Source organism: Mesorhizobium sp. M1399, assembly GCF_040317735.1.
GTDB lineage: Bacteria > Pseudomonadota > Alphaproteobacteria > Rhizobiales > Rhizobiaceae > Mesorhizobium.
The window spans coordinates 283,838-305,344 of the sequence record NZ_JAMYKZ010000002.1 but is presented as its reverse complement, the minus strand read 5'-3'; the positions used below and the strand labels follow the sequence as shown (position 1 = coordinate 305,344).

The following is a 21,507-nucleotide window of genomic DNA, read 5'->3' as shown; positions in this document are numbered from 1 at the left end:
ACATGCCGATCGATCCTCAGAACGCCCTCCTCACCGTGCAATCCGGCCTGGCGCAACTCAGCACGCTGATCGTCTCCTACTCGCTTTCGGCGGTCGGCGCCGTCATCCTGCTGGTCATCGGCTACATCGTCGCCGGCCTCGCCGAGCGTTCGATCTATGCCGGCCTCGGCCACGTTCACGGCTTCGACGAAACGCTCCGCCATTTCTTCTCGCAGGTCGTCCGCTACGCCATCCTCGGGCTTGTCGTGATCATGGTTCTCGGCCAGTTCGGCGTGCAGACGGCTTCGATCATTGCCGCCATCGGTGCCGCCGGCCTGGCCATCGGTCTGGCGCTGCAAGGCACGCTGCAGAACATTGCCGCTGGCATCATGCTGCTGGCGCTGCGGCCGTTCCGCATCGGCGAATATGTCGAGGTCGGCGCCATATCCGGTACCGTCGAGGAGATCGGGCTGTTTGCAACAACGCTGAGGACGGTCGAAGGTGTCTACGTGCTTGCACCTAACTCGACCCTGTGGAACCAGCCGGTCCGCAATTTCACCCGCAATGGTGTGCGCCGCGGCGACATCACGCTCAGCATCGGCTCGTGGAACGACATCGATTTCGCGCAAAAGACCATGCTCGGTGTCGCCGCCGCCGACCGGCGCGTCAGGCGGCAGCCGGCGCCGATCGCCTTTGTCGCGACTGTCGGGGACAGCACTGTCGCCATCACCTTGCGCTACTGGACGGCGGCTGCCGATTTCTTCGCCGCCCAGATCGACCTCACCAAGAGTGTCAAGCAGGCGTTCGATGCCGAAGGCCTTTCAATTCCGGCGCCGGCGCCGCAAGCGCCGCAGCCGGAGGCCTCAGCCACGCAGCAATAGAGCATTTGAAGCCAGCCCGCAGATGGCCCTCAAAGCTCTCCGCGCCCGCGCTGATCTTCGGGCGCGAAGGCGAGATCGACAGGCAACGGCGCCTGCGCCGTCATCGGCGCGAAACTGCCGGTCTCGGTGGCGGGCACGGGCCGCACCATGCCGACGCGCCAGAGAACGAACAAGCAGTAGGCGGCGGCAATGACGATTGCCACATAGATGAAGGCCTGCGTGCCATAGATGGCGGAAAGCCCGGTCACAATGCCGGGCACGACGAAGCCGGACAGCGACCAGGCAAACAAGAGCGAGCTCGACAGCGCCACCATGTCGTCCTTGCCGGCGCGGTCGCCAGCATGGGCGCTGGCCAGCGAATAGATCGATTCCGAGGCGCCGTCCCAGACCACGTAGATGACGAGCAGCGTCGCCAGAGCGCCACCGTCGAAACCCAGTGCAAACAGGCCCGCCGCGGCGGCAAGCGCCGACGCCGCGATCAGCACAAAGCGCCGGTCGGTGCGGTCGGAAATCCAGCCGAGGGGAATCTGCAGGATCAGCGTGCCGACCGGCATTGCCGAAAGCAGCAAGGCGACGTCGGCCTGGCTGTAGCCTCTGGCGGTGGCATGGATTGGCGCAAAACCCGAAATCGTCATCGACAGGCCGCCGACGGCAAGCATGCCGGCAACGCCGACCGGCGAGATTCGCCAGGCGCGGCCGAGCGCCACCGACGCCGCTTGCGGCGCCGGTGGCTGCGCGAGCCGCGTCAGCCCGACGGGAAGGATCGACAGCGCGGTGAAGGCAATGCCGATCAGCGGCGCATCGGCCGCGCGGATATCGATCAACGCCAGCGTCGAATAGCCGACGCCGAGTCCGGCGACATAGGCAACGTAGAAGATAGCCATGACCCGGCCGCGGATGGCGTTTGCGACGACATCGTTCAGCCAGCTCTGCGCGACAATGAACAGGCCGCATATGGCAAAGCCGTAGAGCGCCCGTGCAGCGATCCATGGCAATGGGTGCGGCCCGGCGCCGACCGCGGCGTTGGACAGCACGATCAGCGCCGACAGTACCATGAACACGCGGGCATGGCCGACACGCCGCACCAGCGGCCCGGTCAGGATGCAGCCAGCGAGGCCGCCAGCCGAAAGGCCGGTGACGATCAGCCCCGCCCAAGTCGGATCGAAGCCCTCGGCGCCGAGCCGGACTGGGATATAGGCGAACATGAGCCCATTGCCGACGGCGATCAGCGCCATCGACAAGAGGATGCTGGCAATGGCGATCGAGGGCGCCGGCTGCCCTAGACCGTTCTTGTCCTGGTCGCGCTCGAGAATCGTCATGACCGAGGATCGCCCATCAAGCAGGTCAAGGCAGCGGCAAATGCGACATGGCTGGACTTGCCTTCCGCCCCCTCAGCCCTTTGCCACATTGCGGATCGCGCTCGACGACAGCGACGAACGCGGGCCGTGGATGAAGGTCCAGGCCGGCGCGTTCATGCGGGCGAGCCGCGGTGCGTCGCCTTCGTCGACGCGGGCATAGTCGAAAGTCTTGGCGACCACGGACGACAGGAACGACAGCGTCGCACCTGGCCGGTCGACCACCGCGATCGGGAACGTCATCACGATACGGCGCCAGCGCTGCCAGCGGTGGAAGTCGCGAAGCGAATCGGCCCCCATGATCCAGACGAAATCGACGCCGGGGTTACGCGCCTTGACCAACGCCAGCGTGTCGGCGGTGAAGCGGACGTGGTGGGCCGCCTCGAAGGCGGTGACCTTGATCTTCGGGTTTTTGGCGATCTTTTCAGACAGCTGCAGCCGCTCGGCCAGCGGCGCAAGTTCACCAGCGTTCTTGAGCGGATTGCCGGGCGTCACCATCCACCACAGCTGGTCGAGAGCAAGGCGTCTGAGTGCGATCTCGGCGACCAGCGCATGCCCGGCGTGCGGCGGATTGAACGAACCGCCAAACAGCCCGACCGCCACGCCTTTCCCGGCATGCGGCATCTTGAGGTAACGGGAGGATATGGCATGTTCGGACAAGGCAAGCATGCGTCAGGCACCCCCCTCTGCCCTGCCGGGCATCTCCCCCTCAAGGGGGGAGATTGTCAGCTTCAATGACAGCTTGAATTCTGCCCGCCCGGCAATTGGCGAAATCGCGAACGAGAGCTGATCTCCCCCCTTGAGGGGGAGATGTCCGGCAGGACAGAGGGGGGTGGCTGGGCGCAAGGCTTCAGGTTCTTTGAACACAAAGCTTCAAGGCCTCACCTGTCCCGACCCGCGTACACGATATTTGAACGACGTCAGTTGCTCGACGCCGACCGGTCCGCGGGCATGCATCTTGCCGGTGGCGATGCCGATTTCGGCGCCCATGCCGAATTCGCCGCCATCGGCAAACTGGGTCGAGGCGTTGTGCAGAAGGATCGCCGAATCGACCTCGTTGAAGAACCGGTCGACCGCTGTGGCGTCCTCGGCGACGATCGCCTCGGTGTGATGCGAGGAGAACGTCTCGATATGCTCGATCGCGCCGCCAATGCCGTCGACCAGCTTCACAGCGATGATCGCGTCGAGATATTCGGTCACCCAGTCTGCATCGGTCGCGGGCTGGGCATCGGCATAAAGCCTCAGCACCTCGGCATCGGCATGGATCTCGCATCCTGCCGCCCGTAGGGCCTCGAGGATCGGCACCAGGTGCGTGACGGCGACGGCACGGTCGACCAGCAGCGTCTCGGCAGCGCCGCACACCCCGGTGCGCCGCATCTTGGCATTGACCGCGATCTTGACCGCCATGTCGAGATCAGCCGATCGGTCGATATAGAGATGGCAGATGCCCTCGAGATGGGCGAAGACCGGCACCCGCGCCTCCTTCTGCACACGCTCGACCAGGCTGCGGCCGCCGCGCGGAATGATGACCTCGAGATTGCCGGAAAGCCCTTTCAGCATTTCGCCGACGGCGGCGCGATCGGTGGTCGGCACCAATTGTATGGCATCCTCCGGCAGCCCGGCTGCCTTCAGCCCCTCGACCAGGCAGGCATGGATCGCGGCGGAAGAATTCGCTGAATCCGAGCCGCCGCGCAGGATCACCGGATTGCCCGCCTTGAGGCAGAGCGCACCGGCATCGGCGGTCACGTTCGGCCGGCTCTCATAGATGACGCCGATGACGCCTAGCGGCGTGCGCACCCGTTCGATGTGCAACCCGTTCGGCCGGTCCCATCCAGCAATGATTTCGCCGATTGGGTCGCGCAACTCGGCGATCTCGCTGATGCCGTCTGCCATGGCGCGGATGCGGACGGGATCGAGCTTCAGCCGATCCATCGACGCTGCCGATAGGCCAGCCTCCTCGCCATTTCTGATGTCGATTGCGTTGGCGTCGAGGATATCCTGCTCATGCCGAAGGATCGCCTGAGCCATGCCGACCAGCGCCTTGTGCTTGCGCTCGGCCGCTGCGATGGCCAGCGGTCGGGCCGCGGCATGCGCGCGGCGGCCGATATCGGCCATCAGCGCGACGGTGTCATCCCGGGATTTTTCATGCAGCGTCAGCATGGCTCATCCTCCGCTATGTAACCTGGTCACCGACTACTTGCTCACCACCGGCATGGCTCACCACAAGGTCGTCGCGGTGGATCATCGCCGAACGCGCCTCGTAGCCGAGCACGGTTTCGATCTCGGTCGTCTTCAGCCCAGCGATCCTTACGGCATCGGCGGCATCATAGGCAACCAGCCCGCGCGCTATCTCGCGGCCCTCGGGCGACAGGATCGCCACCGTGTCGCCACGCGCAAAATTGCCGCTGACCAATTTGACGCCGGCCGGCAGCAGCGACTTGCCGGAGAGCAGCGCGCCGATGGCGCCGGCATCGACGGTCAGCCGGCCAGCCGGTTCGAGCTGCCCGGCGATCCAGGTCTTGTAACCTTTGACCGGGCTGCTGCTCGGCCGGAAGAAGGTGGCGCGCTCGCCGCGCTCGATTGCCAGCAGCGGCGACAGCCGCGTGCCTGATGTGATGATCATGGCGGTGCCGGCGGCGGTTGCAATCTTGCCGGCATCGAGCTTGGTGCGCATGCCGCCGCGCGACAATTCCGAAGCGGCGGCACCCGCCATCGCCTCAATGTCGGGGGTGATGCGGTCGACGATCGGAATGAACCGAGCGTGCGGGTCACGCGCAGGCGGTGCCGTGTAGAGCCCGTCAATGTCGGAGAGCAGCACCAAAAGGTCGGCGCCCATCATGGTGGCGACGCGCGCCGCCAGCCGGTCGTTATCGCCATAACGGATTTCGGAGGTGGCCACCGTATCGTTCTCGTTGATGACCGGCACCGCCTTCATCTTGAGCAGCGTCGAGATCGTCGCCCGCGCGTTGAGATAACGGCGGCGCTCTTCCGTGTCGCCGAGCGTCAACAGGATCTGGCCCGATTTCAAACCATTCTTGCCGAGCGCATCCGACCAGGCGCCGGCCAAGGCGATCTGCCCGACGGCGGCCGCCGCCTGGCTCTCCTCGAGCTTCAGCGCCCGCTTGCCGAGGCCGAGGATGGTGCGGCCAAGTGCAATCGCACCGGAAGACACAACGAGAATTTCGGCGCCGCCATTGGCCAGCACGGCGATGTCGTCGGCAAGCGAGGCCAGCCAGTCGCGCTTCAGGCCCGTCGTGCGGTCGACAAGCAGCGCCGAGCCGATCTTGACGGCAATGCGCCGATAATTTTTCAGCGATTGCGCGGCCATGGCTATGCGTTCCAGCGCGTCTCGACCGGCGCAGCGACAGCTTCGCGCGCCTTCGCCACCACAGCCATCAGCGCGCGCAACACCGCCTCGACGCCCTCGCCGGTGACCGCCGAAAGCAGCATCGGCGCGCGGCCGGCGGCGCGTTTCAGCGAGGCGGCCTTCTTTTTGCGTGCGTCGGCATCGAGTATGTCGACCTGCGAAAGAGCGACGATCTCGACCTTGTCGGTCAGCCCGTTGCCATAGGCGTCGAGTTCGGCACGCACGGTCTTGTAGGCCTTGCCCGGATTTTCTTCCTGCGCCGAGACGAGGTGCAGAAGGACGCGCGTGCGTTCGACATGGCCGAGAAAGCGGTCACCGATGCCGACGCCTTCATGCGCGCCTTCGATCAGGCCGGGAATGTCGGCAATGACGAATTCGCGCCCGTCGATGCGGGCCACGCCAAGGCCCGGATGCAGCGTGGTGAAGGGATAGTCGGCGATCTTCGGCTTGGCCGCGGTGACGGCCGCCAGGAAGGTCGACTTGCCGGCATTGGGCAGCCCGACCAGGCCGGCATCGGCGATCAGCTTCAGCCTGAGCCAGATATTGAGCTCTTCGCCCGGCAGTCCGGGGTTGGCGCGGCGCGGCGCCTGGTTGGTCGAGGTCTTGAAATGCTGGTTGCCGAAGCCGCCATTGCCGCCCTTGGCCAACAGGAAGCGCTGGCCGACGACCGTCAGATCGCAGATCAGCGTCTCATTGTCCTCGGCAAAGACCTGTGTTCCGGCCGGCACTTTCAGCGTCACGTCGGCACCCTTGGCGCCGGTCATGTTGCGGCCCATGCCGTGCGTCCCGGTCTTGGCCTTGAAATGCTGCTGGTAGCGATAGTCGATCAGCGTGTTTAGTCCGTCGACCGCCTCCACCCAGACATCGCCGCCGCGGCCGCCGTCGCCGCCGTCCGGGCCGCCGAACTCGATGAACTTTTCGCGCCGGAACGACACCGAACCGGCGCCGCCGTCGCCGGAGCGGATGTAGACCTTGGCTTGATCGAGAAATTTCATCGGATTGTATGATTTCTGCTATTGGCTTTGCGGGATTGCTCTAAAGCAAGGCGGGTCGAAGGGCGAGGGCCGTTTTTGCTACTGTAACGTCGCGCGTATCTCTGGACGCGTAGCATTTGGTTGACCCTTGCCGAAAATCGATCTTCGGCTTTCCAAGCGCGAGATGTCGGAATGAAGCTGGTAACTTACAATATCCACTACGGCATCGGCCTCGACGGCCGCTATGATGTCGGTCGCATCGCCGATGCGGTGCGCGGCGCCGACGTGATCGCGCTGCAGGAGGTCACCCGCGCCAACCCGAAGAATGGCGGCCGCGACATGGTGGCCGAGCTCGGCGAGGCGCTGCCCGACTATTTTGCCGTCTACGGCAGCAATTTCGAAGCCGACGCCGGATCGCGCCTGGAGAACGGCCGCGCCATCACGACCACCTTCCAGCTCGGCAACATGGTGCTGTCGAGAACGCCGATCCATCTGTCGCGCAATCTCCTTTTGCCGCGCAGCCGCAGTTTCGAGGCGATGAACTTCCAGCGCGGCGCGCTGGAGGCGCTGATCGAAACGCCGCTTGGCTTCGTCCGCTTCTATTCCACTCATCTCGACCATCGCAGCCCGGTCGAACGCCTGAGCCAGATCCGCTTTCTGCGCGAACGCCTGTTGAACTACCCGCTCGAGGGCGGTGGGCTCTCCGGCGTCGCCGAGATCGGCTTACCGGACTTGCCTTGTCCCGAAGCCTTCGTCGTCATGGGCGACTTCAACATGCTCGCCGGATCGCCGGAACACGTCGAACTCGCCGGCCAGCCTGACCATGAATTCGGCATGCCGGTGACCGCCGACCTCGCCGTCGATGCCGCCGCGCGCCTCGGCGCGGCCGGCACCGATCTCGTCACCTGGGTCGACCCCAAGCGGCCGGGCGATGCCAGCCGCCACAAGCGCATCGACTACATCTTCACCAGCGCCTCGCTTACCAAATCGCTGAGGCGCCTGTGGGTCGACCGGCAAGCGGCCGGTTCGGATCACTTGCCGGTCTGGGTCGAGATGGCGTGAGCCGCATCCATCAAAAATGCACCCAATTCCTGAGGCTGGTCCAGGTCTTGCGATCGAGGCGGTAGCGCTCGACCGGCACCTGGCCGGCAACGATCGAATTCAGCATGCCCTGGCCGGCATACTGGAAGCCGCATTTGTGGATGACCCGGCGCGAGGCCGGATTGATCACCCGCGTCGAGGCGTGCAGCACCTGGATCGTGGTTCTCTGGAAGGCAAGGTCGACCAGTGCGTGCGCTGCCTCCGTCGCGTAGCCGCGTTTCCAGTACGGCTCGCCGATCCAATAGCCGAGCTCCAGCCCGCGATCCGTGGTGTTGAGCCCGGCACAGCCGACGAAGGTCTCGGTGCCGGCCAGCGTCAACGCATAGGCGATTCCGGCCCGGCGCGATGCCGTCATAGCCAGGAAAGCGCGTGCCTCGGCCTCGCCATAGGGATGCGGCATGCGGGCCAGCATTTCCGCGACATGGCGGTTATCGGCGAGCGCCACCAATTGCTCGATGTCGCTTTCACGCGGGGCCCGCATGACCAGCCGCTCGGTGACCAGGACCGGGCAATCTATCGCGTAACTTTCGTCGTCTGTCGCTTCCGCTTCGGCAACCATGTCAGTCCTCCAGGCAAGAAAAAGGGGAGATGGAAACCCATCTCCCCTGATCCATTTCCTGGCTTGGCCAGACACCGGTCCCGAGATGGGTGCCGGTGTTCTCTTGCGGAACCGGCTACTCCGCTGCCTTCGTCATCGGGTTCACCGATACGTAGGTTCGGCCATTGGCTTTTTTGTTGAAGGTGACTGCGCCAGCTTCCAGCGCAAACAGCGTGTGGTCCGTGCCAATGCCGACATTGGTGCCGGGATGCCACGTCGTGCCACGCTGACGAATGATGATGTTGCCTGGAATCACGGCTTCGCCGCCGAATTTCTTCACGCCGAGCCGCTTGGAATGGGAGTCGCGACCATTGCGCGATGATCCGCCAGCTTTCTTGTGTGCCATCTAACTACTCCGATGCGCCGCGAGGCGCCTAAAAGGTCTTATGAACGCGTTCGCGTTCCGTTTCAAGTCCGATCCGGCGACGATTGCGCCGGTTCGTTCTACTTCTTCGCCAATTCCTTTGCCTGCTCGCGCCAGTCCTTGATCTGGTCGGCGCTGAACGGCATGTGCTCGTCGATCTTCGCGACATCCTTGTCGGACAGCTTGGCGATCTGGGCGAAGGTGGTGATGCCCTGTTCGTTGAGCTGGCCGGCGGCAACCGGGCCGATGCCCTTGATCACCGTCAGATCGTCCGGCTCGCCCTTCGGCGCCTTGAACAACGGCGCGGCGGCTTCGGCAGCCTTGTCCTCGGTCGTCTCGGCCTTGGCTTCCTTCTTCGGCGGAGCCTCTGCCTTGGCTGCGGCCTTCGGCTCAGCTTCAGCCTTCGCCTCGGTCTTGGCGGCGGCCTTCTTCGCCGGCTTGGCGCCACCCAGCAGGATCTCGGCGATCCTGACGGTGGTCAAAAGCTGGCGATGGCCGATCTTGCGGCGCGAATTCTGCCGACGACGCTTCTTGAAGGCGATGACGGTGCGGTTCTTGCCTTGCTCGACGACTTCGGCGGTGACCATCGCACCATCGACGAACGGCGCGCCGAACGTGACGTTCTCGCCTTCGCCATGCGCGAGCACATTGCCGATTTCGACGATATCGCCGACATTGGCTTCGAGTTTTTCGATCTTCAGGAGATCGTTGGCGGCAACGCGATACTGCTTGCCGCCCGTTTTGATGACTGCGAACATTTTTTGCCTTTCGCTGTTCGGTCGGCCTTGATGAACCGCCTCAGGCGGTTCGGCCGTCTTTTTGTCAGTCTGCGGGTTCAAAAAACAAGCGGCGCGGAATATCCCTCCACGCCGATTGCGCGCTGTCCCTAACCGAAGGTTCGGCTTGAGTCAAGGCAAGCGCCGCGGGCAAGCTGCGAATGGGCTGAGCCCAGTCCGGCAAACATGGAACATCGGGCACCGCAGCTTTGAACGCAGCACGGACGGGAACCTGCGGCGCCGGGGCAGATTGGCCCTTGTAACCTGCCTGTCCAGCCGTTATCTAGTGCGCCGCGCCGGCAACGGCGGACCATGACCGCGGAGAGGTGGCAGAGTGGTCGAATGCACCGCACTCGAAATGCGGCATGGGTGCAAGCCCATCGGGGGTTCGAATCCCTCCCTCTCCGCCAGTGATACTAACTTCATTTTTTGATTTGGCCTGCCGAACTCAGCCATAAATGCTCGTGAAGCCGCGGAGCTCAATTGCAGCCCGGCGTTAACCCTTGGCCCGCTAGGTCGTTGACCAAGCAACCGAGCGGTGTTGCGGAAGGTTGTCGGTTCGCAATGTGGGTCAAGCGAGCGTCAGCTGGATCGTGTATTTGGTGATCGACCCGTCGCGAACCTACCCACGACCTCATCGAGCACATGGAACGGAGCAAGAAACCACTTTCGTGGTCGCATTGGATGGTGGCTGGGTTCCGTCGCGAGCAGTTGCTGATCAACGCGGTGACTTGTGTCTGGGTCGGCAAGTTCACCAAAAATCACCGAGCGATGCACTAACTGCTGGAGTGCGCCCCGCCTTCGACGTATAAATGGCGCTACATTCCGGGAGGAAGAGCCATGAATGCAGTGCCTCAATGGTGGCTTGCAGGCGACTGGTTCGACATCTGCAGCTGCGATATCCCTTGCCCTTGCGAGTTCGCCCAGCGGCCGACCGGCAATCACTGCCAGGGCGTGCTCGCCTGGCATGTACGCGAGGGTCAGTATGGCGACGTGAAGCTCGACGGCCTGTCGCTGGTGGCGCTCGGCGAGTTCGAAGGCAATCTATGGGCCGGCGAGGCAAAGGCTGTGATGGGCATGTACCTCGACGAGAAGGCGAACGAGCGGCAACGTGAAGCCCTGCAGGCGATCTTCGGCGGGCAGGCTGGCGGCTGGCCGGCGGGTTTTGCCGCCAACATCGGCGAGATGCGTGGCATGGAGTTCGTGCCGATCACTTTCGAGGTGGCGGGCGACCTTGCCACCTGGCGGGTCGAGATTCCTGGCCTCGTCGTCGGGCATGCGGAAGCGCTTTCAGGTCCCACAACACCACCCGGCAAGCGGGTGCAGACGATCAACCCGCCGGGCTCGGAGGTCGGCCCGGGCCAGGTTGCCACCTGGGGGCGTTCGGTCGAGGTGAGCACCAAAGGCTTCGGGCTCGACTGGACGGGCACGGCGCGCTCGAGCAAACACATTCCGTTCGACTGGACCGGCCCGAACTAGGACGTGCCGATGCCTGACGCGTTCCCCGGGAAATCGTCGCGGCTCCGGAATTTGCGTGGCATGCCGCTCGGTGTTCTCGCATCGCTCGTCGTGCTAACAGCGGCGGCGTGGGCGCTGACCCTCAGCATGGATATGCCTATGGGCATTGCGGTGCGCGGCGGGATGGAGGGTATGGAAGGCATGGCCGGCATGGCGATGGCAGGAATTGCCGCCGACGGCTGGTCACTTGCCGGCGCCGCCGCCTTTCTTGCTGTATGGACGGTGATGATGGCTGCCATGATGCTGCCGGCGGCCGCGCCCATGATCTTTATGTTCGCGGCGGCGCAGGCCAGGCGCGAACAGCACGTTGCCATCCCGACGTGGATATTCGTCGCGGGTTACATGCTCGTCTGGGCGGCGGCGGGCCTTCTCGTGTATGTCCTGGTCCAGTTCGGAAGCGAGTTTGCGACCAGCCTCGATCCGCCTCAGCGTTCGAAATGGGCGCCGCTCGCGCTCGGTATCACGCTTGGCGTCGCCGGACTCTACCAATTCACGACCCTCAAGCACATTTGCCTCAGCCATTGCCGTTCGCCGCTCGCTTTCGTTGCGCAGCATTGGCGCGACGGGCGGGTTGGCGCACTCGAGATGGGGCTGCGGCACGGGCTCTATTGCTTTGGTTGCTGCTGGGCGCTGTTTGCCGTGCTGGTCGCGGTGGGCATCATGAGCGTCGCCTGGATGCTGCTGTTGACGCTGGTCGTCTTCGTCGAGAAGCTGCTGCAGCGCGGCCGCCGCTTCGAAGTTGCTTTGGGCATTGCGCTGATGGCCCTCGGGATCGCTGTATCGTTCGGCGCGATCGAGATGCCTTGGATGAGCGGCTAGCCCCCAGCCGGGTGGTGAAATTCCAAACATATCGGTCCTTAAGGATAAGGGCGGGTCGTTGTGTTTGGCGAACCGATACTAGCAGCTGGCAGCCCTCTGATCGGGTCGGTGATGGCTCAAGATGGCAGACTATGCAGCCTTCCGCCGCAATTGGCTCACACTCAGCCACACCGCCGAAACCAGGAAGTAGAGGGCGCCTACTGCGGCATAGCCGGCCACGTTGGTGATGGATGGCGGCATCGGCATCCGCGCCTGCGCGATGAAAAACGTGCCTGCCAGTGCTGATTGCCCTCCGCTCAGGATCATCGCCCACTGCGCGCCAGAGCTCTTCCAACGGCGGACCGCGGTGCCGAGTTGAAGCAGGCCAGACAGGATCGCCCATAGGCCGAACACCCCGAGCACCCAATTCATGCTCATCTTCAGCGCAACAACGACCGCGAGCGTTGTCGCCACACTGACCACGACGTTGATGGTCTGGGTGCGATTCTGTCCCAATCCTCCGCTGCGCGATGCGTCGACAAAATTGGCGAGGGCATCCCATGCAGGATAAGCCACGAGCAAAACCGCCGCCGCCACCCCGGAATTCTGTCCCACTGTAAAGGCAGCCGCCACCCAGACAGCCGAGACCGCCGTCCGTGCGAAGTAATAGAGCTTGAGCCATTGTTCCTGGCTGGCGCGGGAAAGATCGCTATTGTGAACCGTCATTGGATGTCCTTTCGACTAGTAGGTAGGGCTCTCGACGAACGTCGCAGAGCCGTTACGGCTATGGTTAGTTGAGATCTTAGGATTGTATCTGGAGGGAACGCGGAGCGAGCCGCTCCAGGAGCGGGCGTGTCACGACGGCGAATATCTTCGGATCGCCATAGGCCCGTGCCGAAAGCATCGCGCCGTGGACAGTCGCCATGAACGCTTCAGCCTCGGCACGAGGGGTACTCATCAGTTGAAATCGGCCGAGCCGCGCACCGCGCTCCAGCACGGATGTCAGCCAAGCCGACAGGGAGCGGAAATGCGCCCGGACCTCAAGGCCAACTTCCTCGGGCAGCACGGGGAGCTCGCTTGCCAACAGCGCGCAGATACAAAACGGAGCGCTGGCATCCGCGATGCAGACTTCCCAATAGCCAGCGTAGTCCTGAAGCTGTTCGAGCGGATCGGAGACCTGAAGTTCGAGATTCGCCATCCCCGCTTCAGCTTCTTCCCGATACCGCGCAACCAGCGTTCGGACCAGATCGACCTTGCTTGGGAAATGGTGATGGATGCTCGCCTTACGAATCCCGACCACATCAGCGATGTCGGCATAACTGAAACCGTTGTAGCCGCCAGCGACGATCAGAGAACGCGCACAAGCCAGGATGTCGTCGGAGGTAGTAGACACGTTGCCCATGCCCCCACCTACCTTCTGGTAGGATGGCAGTCAAGCCCTCTTGCAACGCAACGACCAAAGCGAGAGCAGTAGCGTGGAACGTGGCTATGGCGCAGACGTCATTCGATGTTCCTTGTGTCTCGGCCGCCATCAATTCAAAAAAGCGTCCGGTGTTTGTCGATCGAAGTAGCCGTCCCACTTCGACGAGAAGGCAACACCCTCCGGCCGACCGGACCACGGCTAATCGCCGCGCGGATCTGGGCGTTTGCACCGACCGCGCTATCTCCCCATCGTTAGCCCTTGCTCTATCGCTGGTTGAGATCGGGAGGTTTCCATGGATCGGCGACTATTTTTGACAGGAATGTTTGGCATTGCCGGGGCCGCGGCCCTTGCAAGCACAGTTCGGCCAATCAACGCAGTGGCCGGCGTTCCAACTGCCAGAAGCGGCATTCTCGATGAACTCGAGGCGCCGGATGTCGAGACCTTCGACGACGACGAAACTCAAGCAGAGTTGCAACCAGTCTATCATCGCCGGTGGCACCGGCCGCGTCGGCGCCGCCGGCGCGCTTGGAGAAGGGTATGTCGCGTTTACTGGCGAAACGGCTATCGGCGCAGACGGTGCTTCCGCAGGCGCGTCTGGGTCTGGTTTCGATTCTAGCAATTGGCCGGCTTGAACCCTGGCCATCGCGGCCGGGGTTTTCGCCTCAGGCGACCGTTAGTGCCCTTAGAGAGTTTGTCTGACGGCGCCGGAGGAGGCTGACGGTGTTTGCAGGTTTCAGAGCCACCAGCTTGCGACTGGACGATACGACCATTTTCGCAAGGGTCGGTGGCACCGGTCCGCCGCTGCTGCTTCTTCACGGTTTTCCAGAGACGCATCTGATGTGGAGGGATATCGCCGCAGCCTTGGCGCCCCGCTTCACGGTGGTCGCCGCCGACCTTCGAGGCTATGGCCAAAGCGGATGCCCGGTTTCCTCTGCCGATCATAGCCAATACGCCAAGCGCGCCATGGCCGGCGACATGGTTCAAGCCATGAAGCAACTGGGGTTTGAGCGATTCATGGTTGCCGGACATGATCGCGGCGGGCGGGTTGCCTATCGCCTTGCGCTCGACCATCCCGACAAAGTGCTCAAAATCGCCGTCCTCGACATCATCCCCACCGCCGCAACATGGGATCGGGCGGATGCCAGGCTGGCGCTCGGCTTCTGGCCCTGGAGCCTGCTTGCCCAGCCGGAGCCCCTGCCGGAACGTCTGATTGGCGCGGCTCCCGATGCCGTCGTCGACGATGCAATAACGCAATGGGGATCGTCGACGAAAATGGTCTCCAAAGAGGTCAGGGACGCCTATGTTGATGCGCTTCGCGATCCCGCGCATATTCATGCGATATGCGAAGAGTATCGCGCCGCTGCGACGACCGATCGTGAACATGACGCGCTGAACCAGGCAAACGGTCGTCGCATCGAGTGCCCGCTAATGGCGCTATGGAGTGGCGAAGGCGCCCTGGAGAACTGGTATGCGCAAGAAGGCGGGCCGCTGGCTATCTGGAGGAAATGGGCTGACAGAGTGGAAGGACGCGCTGTCCAAGGCGGGCACTTTTTCCCAGAAGAGCACCCCGACACGATAGCAGCGGTTCTCTCGGAATTCTTCGAGGACAAATAGGACGGTCAGGACAGAGGGTTGTAGAGGTCACATGCTTCAGTTACGCGGAACCTCGGGAGTGCTTCGCGGCCCCAGGTCGAGCATCCTCCGATATTCGTCTGTCCGGCATCAACGTGCTTGATAAGAGAATGAAGCCGATCTCCACGGCCACGCCTGTGATATGCAGCCTGATGTTTGTCGGAAGTTGTGCATCGCCTTTGCCTGCATCCTTTGATGCTGCGAAATACGACAAGATGAGTTGCGTCGAGCTCAACGTGGCGATCGGCACGGTCGCTGACGAGATGTCGGCAACAGCCATCGCTCGCGGCAAAGTCGTCCACACCAACATTCCGGACTGGCTGTGGGGAGGGCAGCGTGTCGCCTCGACCGTCGCTGCCCGCCAAAGCGCGAAGATCGAGCGCTTGCGGCAGCAGGAGGCTGCGATTGCAGCGGCGAGACGAAGCAGGTGCTGATTGCGTCGCTGGAGTGGGTCTTCAACCCGAGAGACCGGACTGATGCGCAGCGATCGCGCCGAGGAATATCTCGCCGAAATCCTTGAGCTTGGCGGCGCCGACGCCGTTGACCGCGGCGAAGGCGTCCAGATCACGCGGGCAGCGTTCAGCCATATCGATCAGCGTACGATCCGAAAAGATCACGAAGGCCGGCACTTGGCGTTCCCGGGCAAGACGCAGCCGTACCGCCTTGAGCGCGGCCAGCAGCGCCGAATCCAGACCTTCCGTGCCTGCTGCGGTATCCACAGGACGTATCTTGCCTCGCGATGACTGGCGCGCGTCCACGCGATACCGGAATGAAGCCTCGCCCCGGGCGAGTTCACGGCCTTTCTCGGCGACGGCGAGGCCGCCATGGCCGGCTGAGTCCAGTGTCAGGAACCCTCCCGCGACGAGTTGGCGAAGCAGCGACAGCAAGAGACTCTTCTTATGCGCCACACCGGTGCCGAAGCTGGCAAGCCTGTGGTGGTTCCTGGCCAGGACCTTCTCGGTCTCATGGCCGAGCAGGACATCGACAACGTGGGCAGCGCCAAAGCGCTCGCCGGTCTGTGTGATCGCTGCCAGGATGATCCGCGCCTCGGCGTCGCCATCCGCATGCGGCGCCTGGTCGAGGCAGTTGTCGCAATTGCCGCAAGGCGAAGCACTTTCGCCGAAATAGCCAAGCAGGATCTGGCGGCGGCACTGCGCCGTCTCGCAATAGCCGATCAACGTATCGAGCCGGCCATGCGCGCGCCTCTTGTGCTCCGCCGGTGCGCCCTCGTCATCGATGAAAAGCCGGCGCATACGGATGTCGCCGAGACCGAAGAGCATATGCGCCTCGGCCGCCCGCCCGTCGCGGCCCGCCCGCCCGATTTCCTGATAGTAGGCTTCCAAGCTGCCCGGCAGGTCGGTGTGGAAGACATAGGCGACGTCCGGCTTGTCGATCCCCATGCCGAAGGCGATGGTCGCCACCATCACCACCCCGGACAAGGTCATGAAAGCGTTTTGATTCGCTTCACGCGCGTCCTTGCTCATGCCGGCATGATAGGCGAGCGCGCGTACGCCGTTCCGCTCGAGGAACGCCGCCATCTCTTCGGTCTTTTTGCGCGACAGGCAATAGACGATCCCGCTTCGGCCGGCATGGCGCTGCACGAAATTCAGCAATTGGCGCTTGCTGTCCTGCTTGGGCTCGATGCTTAGCTTGATGTTCGGTCGGTCGAAGCCGAGCACCACGGTATCGACGCGCCCGTCGAACAGTTGCGCGGCAATGTCGGTGCGCGTCGTCTCGTCCGCAGTCGCCGTCAGCGCAATGATCGGCACATCGGGGAAGATGCCGCGCAGCCGCGACAATTCTTCGTATTCGCGCCGGAACGCCGGTCCCCATTGCGAGATGCAATGTGCCTCGTCGATGGCGATCAGCCGGACATCGAGCTTGGTCAACGCCTCGAGCATCCGCGGGGTCATCAGCCGCTCCGGCGCAAGATAGAGCAGCCGTGTCTGCCCTGCCGCGACGCGGCGCCATGCAGCGACATTGGCATCGCGATCGAGCGAGGAATTGATCGTATCGGCCGCCACACCGGCAAGGCGCAATGCGGCGACCTGGTCCTGCATCAGCGCTACCAGCGGCGAAACGACAATGGTGAGCCCGCCCAGCACCAGCGCCGGGACCTGGTAGCAGAGCGATTTGCCCGCACCCGTCGGCATGACGGCCAGTACATGATGCCCGGCCAGCAGCGCCTCCATCACGGCCGCCTGGCCGAGACGAAAATCATCGAAGCCGAAGACATCCTTCAGGACGCGCCGCTTGGAATCCTCTGCCGGCATGCTCGCCGCAATCTGCATTACAGAACTTTCGCGGATACGACCTGCCGAAATTCCCCGGCGAATCGCCGGGTGATTGCCTGGACAGCAGATTCGAACATTTATCGACCCCTCTGGTCCTGTCCTCGGCACCGCCTGAAGCGAACTTCTCTCTCATTGGCCGATATCAGACCGTCGTTCCAGCCCCTATTCGCCTTGGCTGTGAATATCGCGCCGCCTCGGAGCGGTTAATCCTATCTTCACCATCATTCGGCAGGTTCAGGTTCTGCGGTGATGTTTTGAGTACCGCGGCGCCACAAGCGCCCAGGCAACACGCCCGCGTCTCTCCGGAGGCGCGGGTTTTTCGTTCCGAGAACTGACAGCCTGATCTTCGGGCCCGCAGCTCAGTCGAGGAAATCGGCGCGGGGCGGCGTAAAGTTGTCGACCAGTCGTCCCGCCTCCAGTGCCTTGACGCCATGGACCAGGTTGGAAGGAACGATGAAGCTGCTTCCGGTTTCCAAGATCTCGGTCCTGCCGTCGATGGTGACCTCGAAGCGGCCTTCGGCGACGTAGCTCGCCTGGACATGCGGATGCGAATGCAGCGCGCCGACGCCGCCCTTGTCGAAGGCGAACTCGACCATCATCAGTTCGTCCGTGTGCAGGAGCACGCGCCTGCGGTTGCCATCCGGCGTCGGCGTCCACGCACCCTCGCCGGCATGCGAGAAGATCTTGGTTCCGGTCATCGCCAAACTCTCATCTTTTGTTGTTCATCGCGCCAGCCAGCCACCGTCCACCGGCATCACCGCGCCGTGCATATAGTTCGACGCCGGCGCCAGCAGGAAGACGGCTGCGTCGCCGATGTCTTCCGGCGCGCCCCAGCGCCCGGCCGGAATGCGCGCCAGGATCGAAGCGCTGCGGTCGGGATCGGCACGCAGCGCCTCGGTGTTGTTGGTCTCGATATAGCCTGGCGCAATGCCGTTGACGTTGATGCCCTTTGCCGCCCATTCGCAGGCGAGCAGTCGGGTGATGCCGAGCACGCCATGTTTGGAGGCGGTGTAGGAGGCGACGCGGATGCCACCCTGAAAACTCAGCACCGAAGCGATGTTGACGATCTTGCCACGCCGTCCCGGGTCGGCAAGCACGCGCCTGGCAAAACTCTGGCTGAGGAAGAACACCGTCTTGAGGTTGACGCCGATGACGTCGTCCCAGTCGGCTTCGGTCAAGTCGACCGCATCGGCACGCCGGATGATGCCGGCATTGTTGACCAGGCCGTCGAGCGGCCCCGTATCGTCCCAGACGCGGTCAAGCATCGCCTGGGCGGCGGCATCATCGCCAAGGTCGCAGCGGACCGCCTCGAAGCGTCCGCCGGCCGCCGCAATCTTCTCCGCCGTCTCGTCCATCGCCGAGCGACCGACGCCGACGACCGCGCCGCCGGCACGCGCGATCGACACGGCGATGCCCTGGCCGATGCCGGTATTGGCGCCGGTGACGAGGATACGCTTGCCGGCAAGGCTGAAGGCCGAGAGGTCGCTCACTTGAGCTCCTCCATCGCCACCAGGTCGACATCGGTATAGTCGACATTGTCGCCGGCCATCGCCCAGATGAAGGCGTAGTTCGACGTGCCGGCGCCCGAATGGATCGACCATCCCGGCGACAGCACCGCCTCCTCGTTGCGCACGACGAGATGACGCGTTTCGTCCGGTTCGCCCATGAAGTGAAACACCCGCGCCGTCTCCGGCAGGTCGAAATAGAGATAGGCCTCCATGCGCCGGTCATGCACATGGCACGGCATGGTGTTCCAGACCGAACCGGGGGCAAGCTGGGTCATGCCGACGACCAGCTGACAGGTCTTCACGCCGTCGGCATGGATGAACTGAAAGATCGAGCGCTCGTTGGAGGTCGCCTGGCTGCCGAGATCGAGCCGCTTGGCATCGCCGATGCGGATCAGCCGGTTGGGATGGCTCTGATGCGCCGGCGCGCTTAGCAGGTAGAACTTAGCCGGCTCAGCCGGATTGGTCGCAGCAGCGAACGACACCTCATCGGTGCCCATGCCTAGATAGAGCATGTCGCGCGCCTGCAGCTCGTAGGATTGGCCGCTGGCTTTCACGACGCCTGCACCGGCGATGTTGACGATGATCATCTCGCGGCGGTCGAGAAAATTCTTGGTCCCGGTTGGCTTGATCGCCTGCAGCGGCAGCGGCGCGCCGGCGGGCATGGCACCGCCGACGATCATGCGGTCGTAATGGGTGTAGGTCAGGCTGATACGGCCGGGCTGGAACAAGTCCTCGATCAGAAAATTGTGACGCAGTTCGTCCGTGCCCATCGCCGCGGCAGAAACAGGATCGATGGCAAAGCGCGAGGTGAAATCCGTATGATTGTCAGTGTGATTCATTGCTGTCCCATGGAGCTGCCTCAATTGCTTATTCAGTTGCCGCGGCCTTGACCGAGTCGGCATAAAACACCTGACGCGCGTGCAGGCGTTCGCGATACCGCTGCTGGCTGGCACCGAGATGCGCGCGCATCGCCTCCCGTGCCGCCTCGGCATCGCCTGCCGAGATGGCATTAAGGATCATCAGGTGTTCGCGCTGCAGGCCGCGCTGGTAGGCGTCGGACTGCGCGAATTCGGTCGACCAGGGCGAGGTCACATCGCAAGGGATGGCGCGCCGGCCGAGCACATCGAGCATCTCGACATAGAACGGATTGTTGGTGGCGCTGGCGATTGCGCGGTGGAAGGCGAGGTCGGCCGGTCCCGTCGGCTCGCTGTTGAGGAGCAGCCGTTCGAACTCGAAGAAGGCTTCCTGGATCGCCGCTTCCTGTGCGGCGTTACGGCGGAGGGCGGCGAGCCCGGCGGATTCGATCTCGATCGCCAACCTGACTTCGAGCACGTTGAGGGCAATTGAATCCTTGCTGCCCATCTCCGCTGCCAGAGCCCCGAACGCTGTCGAGATATGCTCGGTGACAAAGACGCCGGCGCCTTGGCGCGGCTCGACCAGGCCGTCCGCGGCAAGCTTGGCCAGCGCCTCGCGTATCACGGTGCGGCTGACCCCGAAGGTTTCAGTCAACTGGCCCTCGGTCGGCAGCTTTTGCCCAGGCTGGATCTCGCCCGCCTGCAACTGCTTGCGGATCGCGGCGACGACGGTTTCCGAAAGCTTCGGTCTTCGTTCGACGCGGAGCCCGACTGCGGTGTCCGATGCCATGTCGCAACCCCTATTTGAAGACGCTCGGCAGCCATAGCGAAATGGCTGGAATGTAAGTGACGAGCGCCAGCACCACGAGGCCTGCGCCATAGAACGGCCAGATCGAGCGCATCGATTCCCAGACGGATATCTTGCCCACTGCGCACGCCACGAACTGCACTGCGCCCACCGGCGGCGTGTTCAGCCCGATGCCGAAATTGAGGATCATGATGACGCCGAAATGCACCGGATCGACGCCGTAGGCCTGCGCCACGGGCAGGAAGATCGGCGTGCAAATGATGATCGTCGGCCCCATGTCCATGAACGTGCCGAGGAACAGCATCAAGAGGTTGAGCAGCAGAAGCACGACCAGCGGATCGTCCGAGATCGCGTTCATGGAGGCTATCAGCGCTGCCGGTACTTTCAGGAAGGCCATCAGCCACGAGAATGCCGCCGCCATGCCGATGATAAGCAGCACCATGGCCGTGGTGCGCACGGCGCCATGGGTGGCATGAACGAACCCTTCCCAGGTCATCTGCCGGTAAACGAAGACGGTCACGAGCAGCGCATAGATGACGGCGATACAGGAACTCTCGGTGGCCGTGAAGACGCCCGATCGTACGCCGCCGAAGATGATCGCGATCAGCAGCAGGCCGGGCACCGCGACGGCGAAAAGATGCGCGACCGCGGTGAAGCCCGGAAACGGCTCGGTCGGATAGCCGCGGGAGCGCGCCACGAAATAAGCGGTGACCATCAGTGACAGGGCCAGCAGCAGGCCCGGGATGATGCCGGCCGTGAACAGATCGGCGATGGAGATCTTTCCGCCTGCCGAGATCGCGTAGATGATCATGTTGTGCGACGGCGGCAGCAGCAGCGCGATCAGCGCCGCCATCGACGTGACGTTGACGGCGTAGTCCGCTCCATATCCACGCGCCTTCATCTGCGGGATCATCAGGCCGCCCACCGCGGCTGCCTCCGCCACCGCGGAGCCCGAAATGCCGCCGAATAGTGTAGCGGTCGCGATGTTGACCTGCCCGAGGCCGCCGCGCAAATGGCCGACGAGCGAGCCGGCGAAGGCAACGATCTTGCTGGCGATGCCGCCGCGCACCATCAAGTCGCCGGCGTAGATGAAAAACGGAATGGCCAGCAGCGAAAAGACGCTCATGCCGGAATTCAGGCGCTGGAAGACGATCAGCGGCGGCAGGCCCATATAGAGGACGGTGGCCAGGCTTGCGACGCCGAGGCAGAAAGCGATCGGCGTGCCGATAAGCATCAGCAGGGTGAAGACGCCGAAGAGAATCCACAGTTCCATGGCG

At 63.5% G+C, this 21,507-nt stretch carries 22 protein-coding genes and 1 tRNA gene; 7 read left to right on the top strand and 16 right to left on the bottom strand.

What is annotated here, in order from left to right; genetic code table 11:
* Window positions 1-2: 2 nt before the first annotated feature.
* Entirely contained in the window at window positions 3-860 is an 858-nt protein-coding gene (locus NKH05_RS03945; RefSeq protein WP_023719676.1) for a mechanosensitive ion channel family protein, read from the top strand.
* A 29-nt stretch (window positions 861-889) separates the two neighbouring features.
* Here NKH05_RS03945 and NKH05_RS03940 read toward each other — a convergent pair whose 3' ends face one another.
* The 5 genes from NKH05_RS03940 to obgE form a co-directional block, all read right to left on the bottom strand.
* Window positions 890-2,179 (bottom strand): MFS transporter, encoded by a 1,290-nt coding sequence (locus NKH05_RS03940; RefSeq protein ID WP_023719677.1) that lies wholly within the window; start codon window positions 2,177-2,179, stop codon window positions 890-892.
* A gap of 72 nt (window positions 2,180-2,251) precedes the next feature.
* Window positions 2,252-2,839 carry a nicotinate-nucleotide adenylyltransferase gene (locus NKH05_RS03935; protein ID WP_031194203.1) on the bottom strand — a complete coding sequence of 196 codons (588 nt, stop codon included), beginning with the start codon at window positions 2,837-2,839 and terminating at the stop codon, window positions 2,252-2,254.
* Window positions 2,840-3,088: 249 nt separating this feature from the next.
* A complete protein-coding gene (locus tag NKH05_RS03930; RefSeq protein WP_352480953.1) occupies window positions 3,089-4,375 on the bottom strand; it encodes a glutamate-5-semialdehyde dehydrogenase in 1,287 nt (428 codons plus the stop codon).
* Between the two features lie 13 nt (window positions 4,376-4,388).
* On the bottom strand, window positions 4,389-5,543 hold the full coding sequence (gene proB / locus NKH05_RS03925; protein WP_023719680.1) for a glutamate 5-kinase: 1,155 nt from the start codon (window positions 5,541-5,543) through the stop codon (window positions 4,389-4,391).
* A 2-nt stretch (window positions 5,544-5,545) separates the two neighbouring features.
* Window positions 5,546-6,577, bottom strand: a complete 1,032-nt coding sequence (gene obgE / locus NKH05_RS03920; protein WP_352480954.1) for a GTPase ObgE — start codon at window positions 6,575-6,577, stop codon at window positions 5,546-5,548.
* A 171-nt stretch (window positions 6,578-6,748) separates the two neighbouring features.
* Here obgE and NKH05_RS03915 point away from each other — a divergent pair, with 171 nt between their 5' ends.
* Window positions 6,749-7,618, top strand: coding sequence for an endonuclease/exonuclease/phosphatase family protein (locus NKH05_RS03915; protein WP_352480955.1), 870 nt, complete (start codon window positions 6,749-6,751; stop codon window positions 7,616-7,618).
* 10 nt (window positions 7,619-7,628) lie between these two features.
* On the opposite strand, the gene NKH05_RS03910 is transcribed toward NKH05_RS03915, so the two are convergent.
* The 3 genes from NKH05_RS03910 to NKH05_RS03900 form a co-directional block, all read right to left on the bottom strand.
* Window positions 7,629-8,216 carry a GNAT family N-acetyltransferase gene (locus NKH05_RS03910; RefSeq protein WP_352480956.1) on the bottom strand — a complete coding sequence of 196 codons (588 nt, stop codon included), beginning with the start codon at window positions 8,214-8,216 and terminating at the stop codon, window positions 7,629-7,631.
* Window positions 8,217-8,331: 115 nt separating this feature from the next.
* A complete protein-coding gene (gene rpmA, locus NKH05_RS03905) occupies window positions 8,332-8,601 on the bottom strand; it encodes a 50S ribosomal protein L27 (protein WP_023678077.1) in 270 nt (89 codons plus the stop codon).
* 98 nt (window positions 8,602-8,699) lie between these two features.
* On the bottom strand, window positions 8,700-9,377 hold the full coding sequence (locus NKH05_RS03900; RefSeq protein ID WP_352856400.1) for a 50S ribosomal protein L21: 678 nt from the start codon (window positions 9,375-9,377) through the stop codon (window positions 8,700-8,702).
* A 338-nt stretch (window positions 9,378-9,715) separates the two neighbouring features.
* On the opposite strand from NKH05_RS03900, the gene NKH05_RS03895 reads away from it, so the two are divergent.
* The 3 genes from NKH05_RS03895 to NKH05_RS03885 all read left to right on the top strand — a co-directional run bounded on the left by NKH05_RS03895 (window position 9,716) and on the right by NKH05_RS03885 (window position 11,732).
* Window positions 9,716-9,805: transfer RNA gene (locus tag NKH05_RS03895), tRNA-Ser, on the top strand.
* A 430-nt stretch (window positions 9,806-10,235) separates the two neighbouring features.
* Window positions 10,236-10,874 (top strand): DUF1326 domain-containing protein, encoded by a 639-nt coding sequence (locus NKH05_RS03890; RefSeq protein WP_352588206.1) that lies wholly within the window; start codon window positions 10,236-10,238, stop codon window positions 10,872-10,874.
* Window positions 10,875-10,934: 60 nt separating this feature from the next.
* Window positions 10,935-11,732 carry a DUF2182 domain-containing protein gene (locus tag NKH05_RS03885; RefSeq protein ID WP_245278614.1) on the top strand — a complete coding sequence of 266 codons (798 nt, stop codon included), beginning with the start codon at window positions 10,935-10,937 and terminating at the stop codon, window positions 11,730-11,732.
* Between the two features lie 129 nt (window positions 11,733-11,861).
* Here the strand turns inward: NKH05_RS03885 and NKH05_RS03880 are convergent, their stop codons facing one another.
* Both NKH05_RS03880 and NKH05_RS03875 read right to left on the bottom strand, forming a co-directional pair.
* Window positions 11,862-12,437, bottom strand: a complete 576-nt coding sequence (locus NKH05_RS03880) for a DUF308 domain-containing protein (RefSeq protein WP_023719687.1) — start codon at window positions 12,435-12,437, stop codon at window positions 11,862-11,864.
* Window positions 12,438-12,513: 76 nt separating this feature from the next.
* Window positions 12,514-13,113 (bottom strand): TetR/AcrR family transcriptional regulator, encoded by a 600-nt coding sequence (locus NKH05_RS03875; RefSeq protein WP_353020124.1) that lies wholly within the window; start codon window positions 13,111-13,113, stop codon window positions 12,514-12,516.
* 741 nt (window positions 13,114-13,854) lie between these two features.
* On the opposite strand from NKH05_RS03875, the gene NKH05_RS03870 reads away from it, so the two are divergent.
* Together NKH05_RS03870 and NKH05_RS03865 are read left to right on the top strand one after the other, a co-directional pair.
* Window positions 13,855-14,748 carry an alpha/beta fold hydrolase gene (locus tag NKH05_RS03870; RefSeq protein ID WP_353025053.1) on the top strand — a complete coding sequence of 298 codons (894 nt, stop codon included), beginning with the start codon at window positions 13,855-13,857 and terminating at the stop codon, window positions 14,746-14,748.
* 197 nt (window positions 14,749-14,945) lie between these two features.
* Window positions 14,946-15,200 carry a hypothetical protein gene (locus NKH05_RS03865; RefSeq protein ID WP_245278615.1) on the top strand — a complete coding sequence of 85 codons (255 nt, stop codon included), beginning with the start codon at window positions 14,946-14,948 and terminating at the stop codon, window positions 15,198-15,200.
* 21 nt (window positions 15,201-15,221) lie between these two features.
* Here NKH05_RS03865 and recQ read toward each other — a convergent pair whose 3' ends face one another.
* From recQ to NKH05_RS03835, 6 genes are all read right to left on the bottom strand, one after another.
* Window positions 15,222-17,057, bottom strand: a complete 1,836-nt coding sequence (gene recQ, locus NKH05_RS03860; RefSeq protein WP_352717786.1) for a DNA helicase RecQ — start codon at window positions 17,055-17,057, stop codon at window positions 15,222-15,224.
* A gap of 362 nt (window positions 17,058-17,419) precedes the next feature.
* Window positions 17,420-17,758, bottom strand: a complete 339-nt coding sequence (locus NKH05_RS03855; RefSeq protein WP_023719692.1) for a cupin domain-containing protein — start codon at window positions 17,756-17,758, stop codon at window positions 17,420-17,422.
* Window positions 17,759-17,782: 24 nt separating this feature from the next.
* A complete protein-coding gene (kduD, locus tag NKH05_RS03850) occupies window positions 17,783-18,550 on the bottom strand; it encodes a 2-dehydro-3-deoxy-D-gluconate 5-dehydrogenase KduD (protein ID WP_352480961.1) in 768 nt (255 codons plus the stop codon).
* Window positions 18,547-19,407 carry a 5-dehydro-4-deoxy-D-glucuronate isomerase gene (gene kduI / locus NKH05_RS03845; RefSeq protein WP_353025051.1) on the bottom strand — a complete coding sequence of 287 codons (861 nt, stop codon included), beginning with the start codon at window positions 19,405-19,407 and terminating at the stop codon, window positions 18,547-18,549. The genes kduD and kduI overlap by 4 nt, the downstream gene beginning before the upstream one ends.
* Before the next feature lie 28 nt (window positions 19,408-19,435).
* Window positions 19,436-20,212 (bottom strand): FadR/GntR family transcriptional regulator, encoded by a 777-nt coding sequence (locus NKH05_RS03840; protein ID WP_352480962.1) that lies wholly within the window; start codon window positions 20,210-20,212, stop codon window positions 19,436-19,438.
* A gap of 10 nt (window positions 20,213-20,222) precedes the next feature.
* Entirely contained in the window at window positions 20,223-21,503 is a 1,281-nt protein-coding gene (locus tag NKH05_RS03835) for a TRAP transporter large permease (protein WP_023719696.1), read from the bottom strand.
* Window positions 21,504-21,507: the final 4 nt, after the last annotated feature.

Bases quoted from the DNA above. Each gene is read 5' to 3' on its own strand.
- NKH05_RS03915 (WP_352480955.1), top strand. From the start codon at position 6,749: ATGAAGCTGGTAACTTACAATATCCACTACGGCATCGGCCTCGACGGC.
- NKH05_RS03900 (WP_352856400.1), bottom strand. From the start codon at position 9,377: ATGTTCGCAGTCATCAAAACGGGCGGCAAGCAGTATCGCGTTGCCGCC.
- rpmA (WP_023678077.1), bottom strand. From the start codon at position 8,601: ATGGCACACAAGAAAGCTGGCGGATCATCGCGCAATGGTCGCGACTCC.
- NKH05_RS03930 (WP_352480953.1), bottom strand. From the start codon at position 4,375: ATGCTGACGCTGCATGAAAAATCCCGGGATGACACCGTCGCGCTGATG.
- NKH05_RS03835 (WP_023719696.1), bottom strand. From the start codon at position 21,503: ATGGAACTGTGGATTCTCTTCGGCGTCTTCACCCTGCTGATGCTTATC.
- NKH05_RS03885 (WP_245278614.1), top strand. From the start codon at position 10,935: ATGCCGCTCGGTGTTCTCGCATCGCTCGTCGTGCTAACAGCGGCGGCG.
- NKH05_RS03910 (WP_352480956.1), bottom strand. From the start codon at position 8,216: ATGGTTGCCGAAGCGGAAGCGACAGACGACGAAAGTTACGCGATAGAT.
- NKH05_RS03875 (WP_353020124.1), bottom strand. From the start codon at position 13,113: ATGGGCAACGTGTCTACTACCTCCGACGACATCCTGGCTTGTGCGCGT.
- obgE (WP_352480954.1), bottom strand. From the start codon at position 6,577: ATGAAATTTCTCGATCAAGCCAAGGTCTACATCCGCTCCGGCGACGGC.
- NKH05_RS03945 (WP_023719676.1), top strand. From the start codon at position 3: ATGCCGATCGATCCTCAGAACGCCCTCCTCACCGTGCAATCCGGCCTG.
- NKH05_RS03880 (WP_023719687.1), bottom strand. From the start codon at position 12,437: ATGACGGTTCACAATAGCGATCTTTCCCGCGCCAGCCAGGAACAATGG.
- proB (WP_023719680.1), bottom strand. From the start codon at position 5,543: ATGGCCGCGCAATCGCTGAAAAATTATCGGCGCATTGCCGTCAAGATC.
- NKH05_RS03840 (WP_352480962.1), bottom strand. From the start codon at position 20,212: ATGGCATCGGACACCGCAGTCGGGCTCCGCGTCGAACGAAGACCGAAG.
- NKH05_RS03935 (WP_031194203.1), bottom strand. From the start codon at position 2,839: ATGCCGCATGCCGGGAAAGGCGTGGCGGTCGGGCTGTTTGGCGGTTCG.
- NKH05_RS03940 (WP_023719677.1), bottom strand. From the start codon at position 2,179: ATGACGATTCTCGAGCGCGACCAGGACAAGAACGGTCTAGGGCAGCCG.
- kduI (WP_353025051.1), bottom strand. From the start codon at position 19,407: ATGAATCACACTGACAATCATACGGATTTCACCTCGCGCTTTGCCATC.
- recQ (WP_352717786.1), bottom strand. From the start codon at position 17,057: ATGCAGATTGCGGCGAGCATGCCGGCAGAGGATTCCAAGCGGCGCGTC.
- NKH05_RS03890 (WP_352588206.1), top strand. From the start codon at position 10,236: ATGAATGCAGTGCCTCAATGGTGGCTTGCAGGCGACTGGTTCGACATC.
- NKH05_RS03855 (WP_023719692.1), bottom strand. From the start codon at position 17,758: ATGACCGGAACCAAGATCTTCTCGCATGCCGGCGAGGGTGCGTGGACG.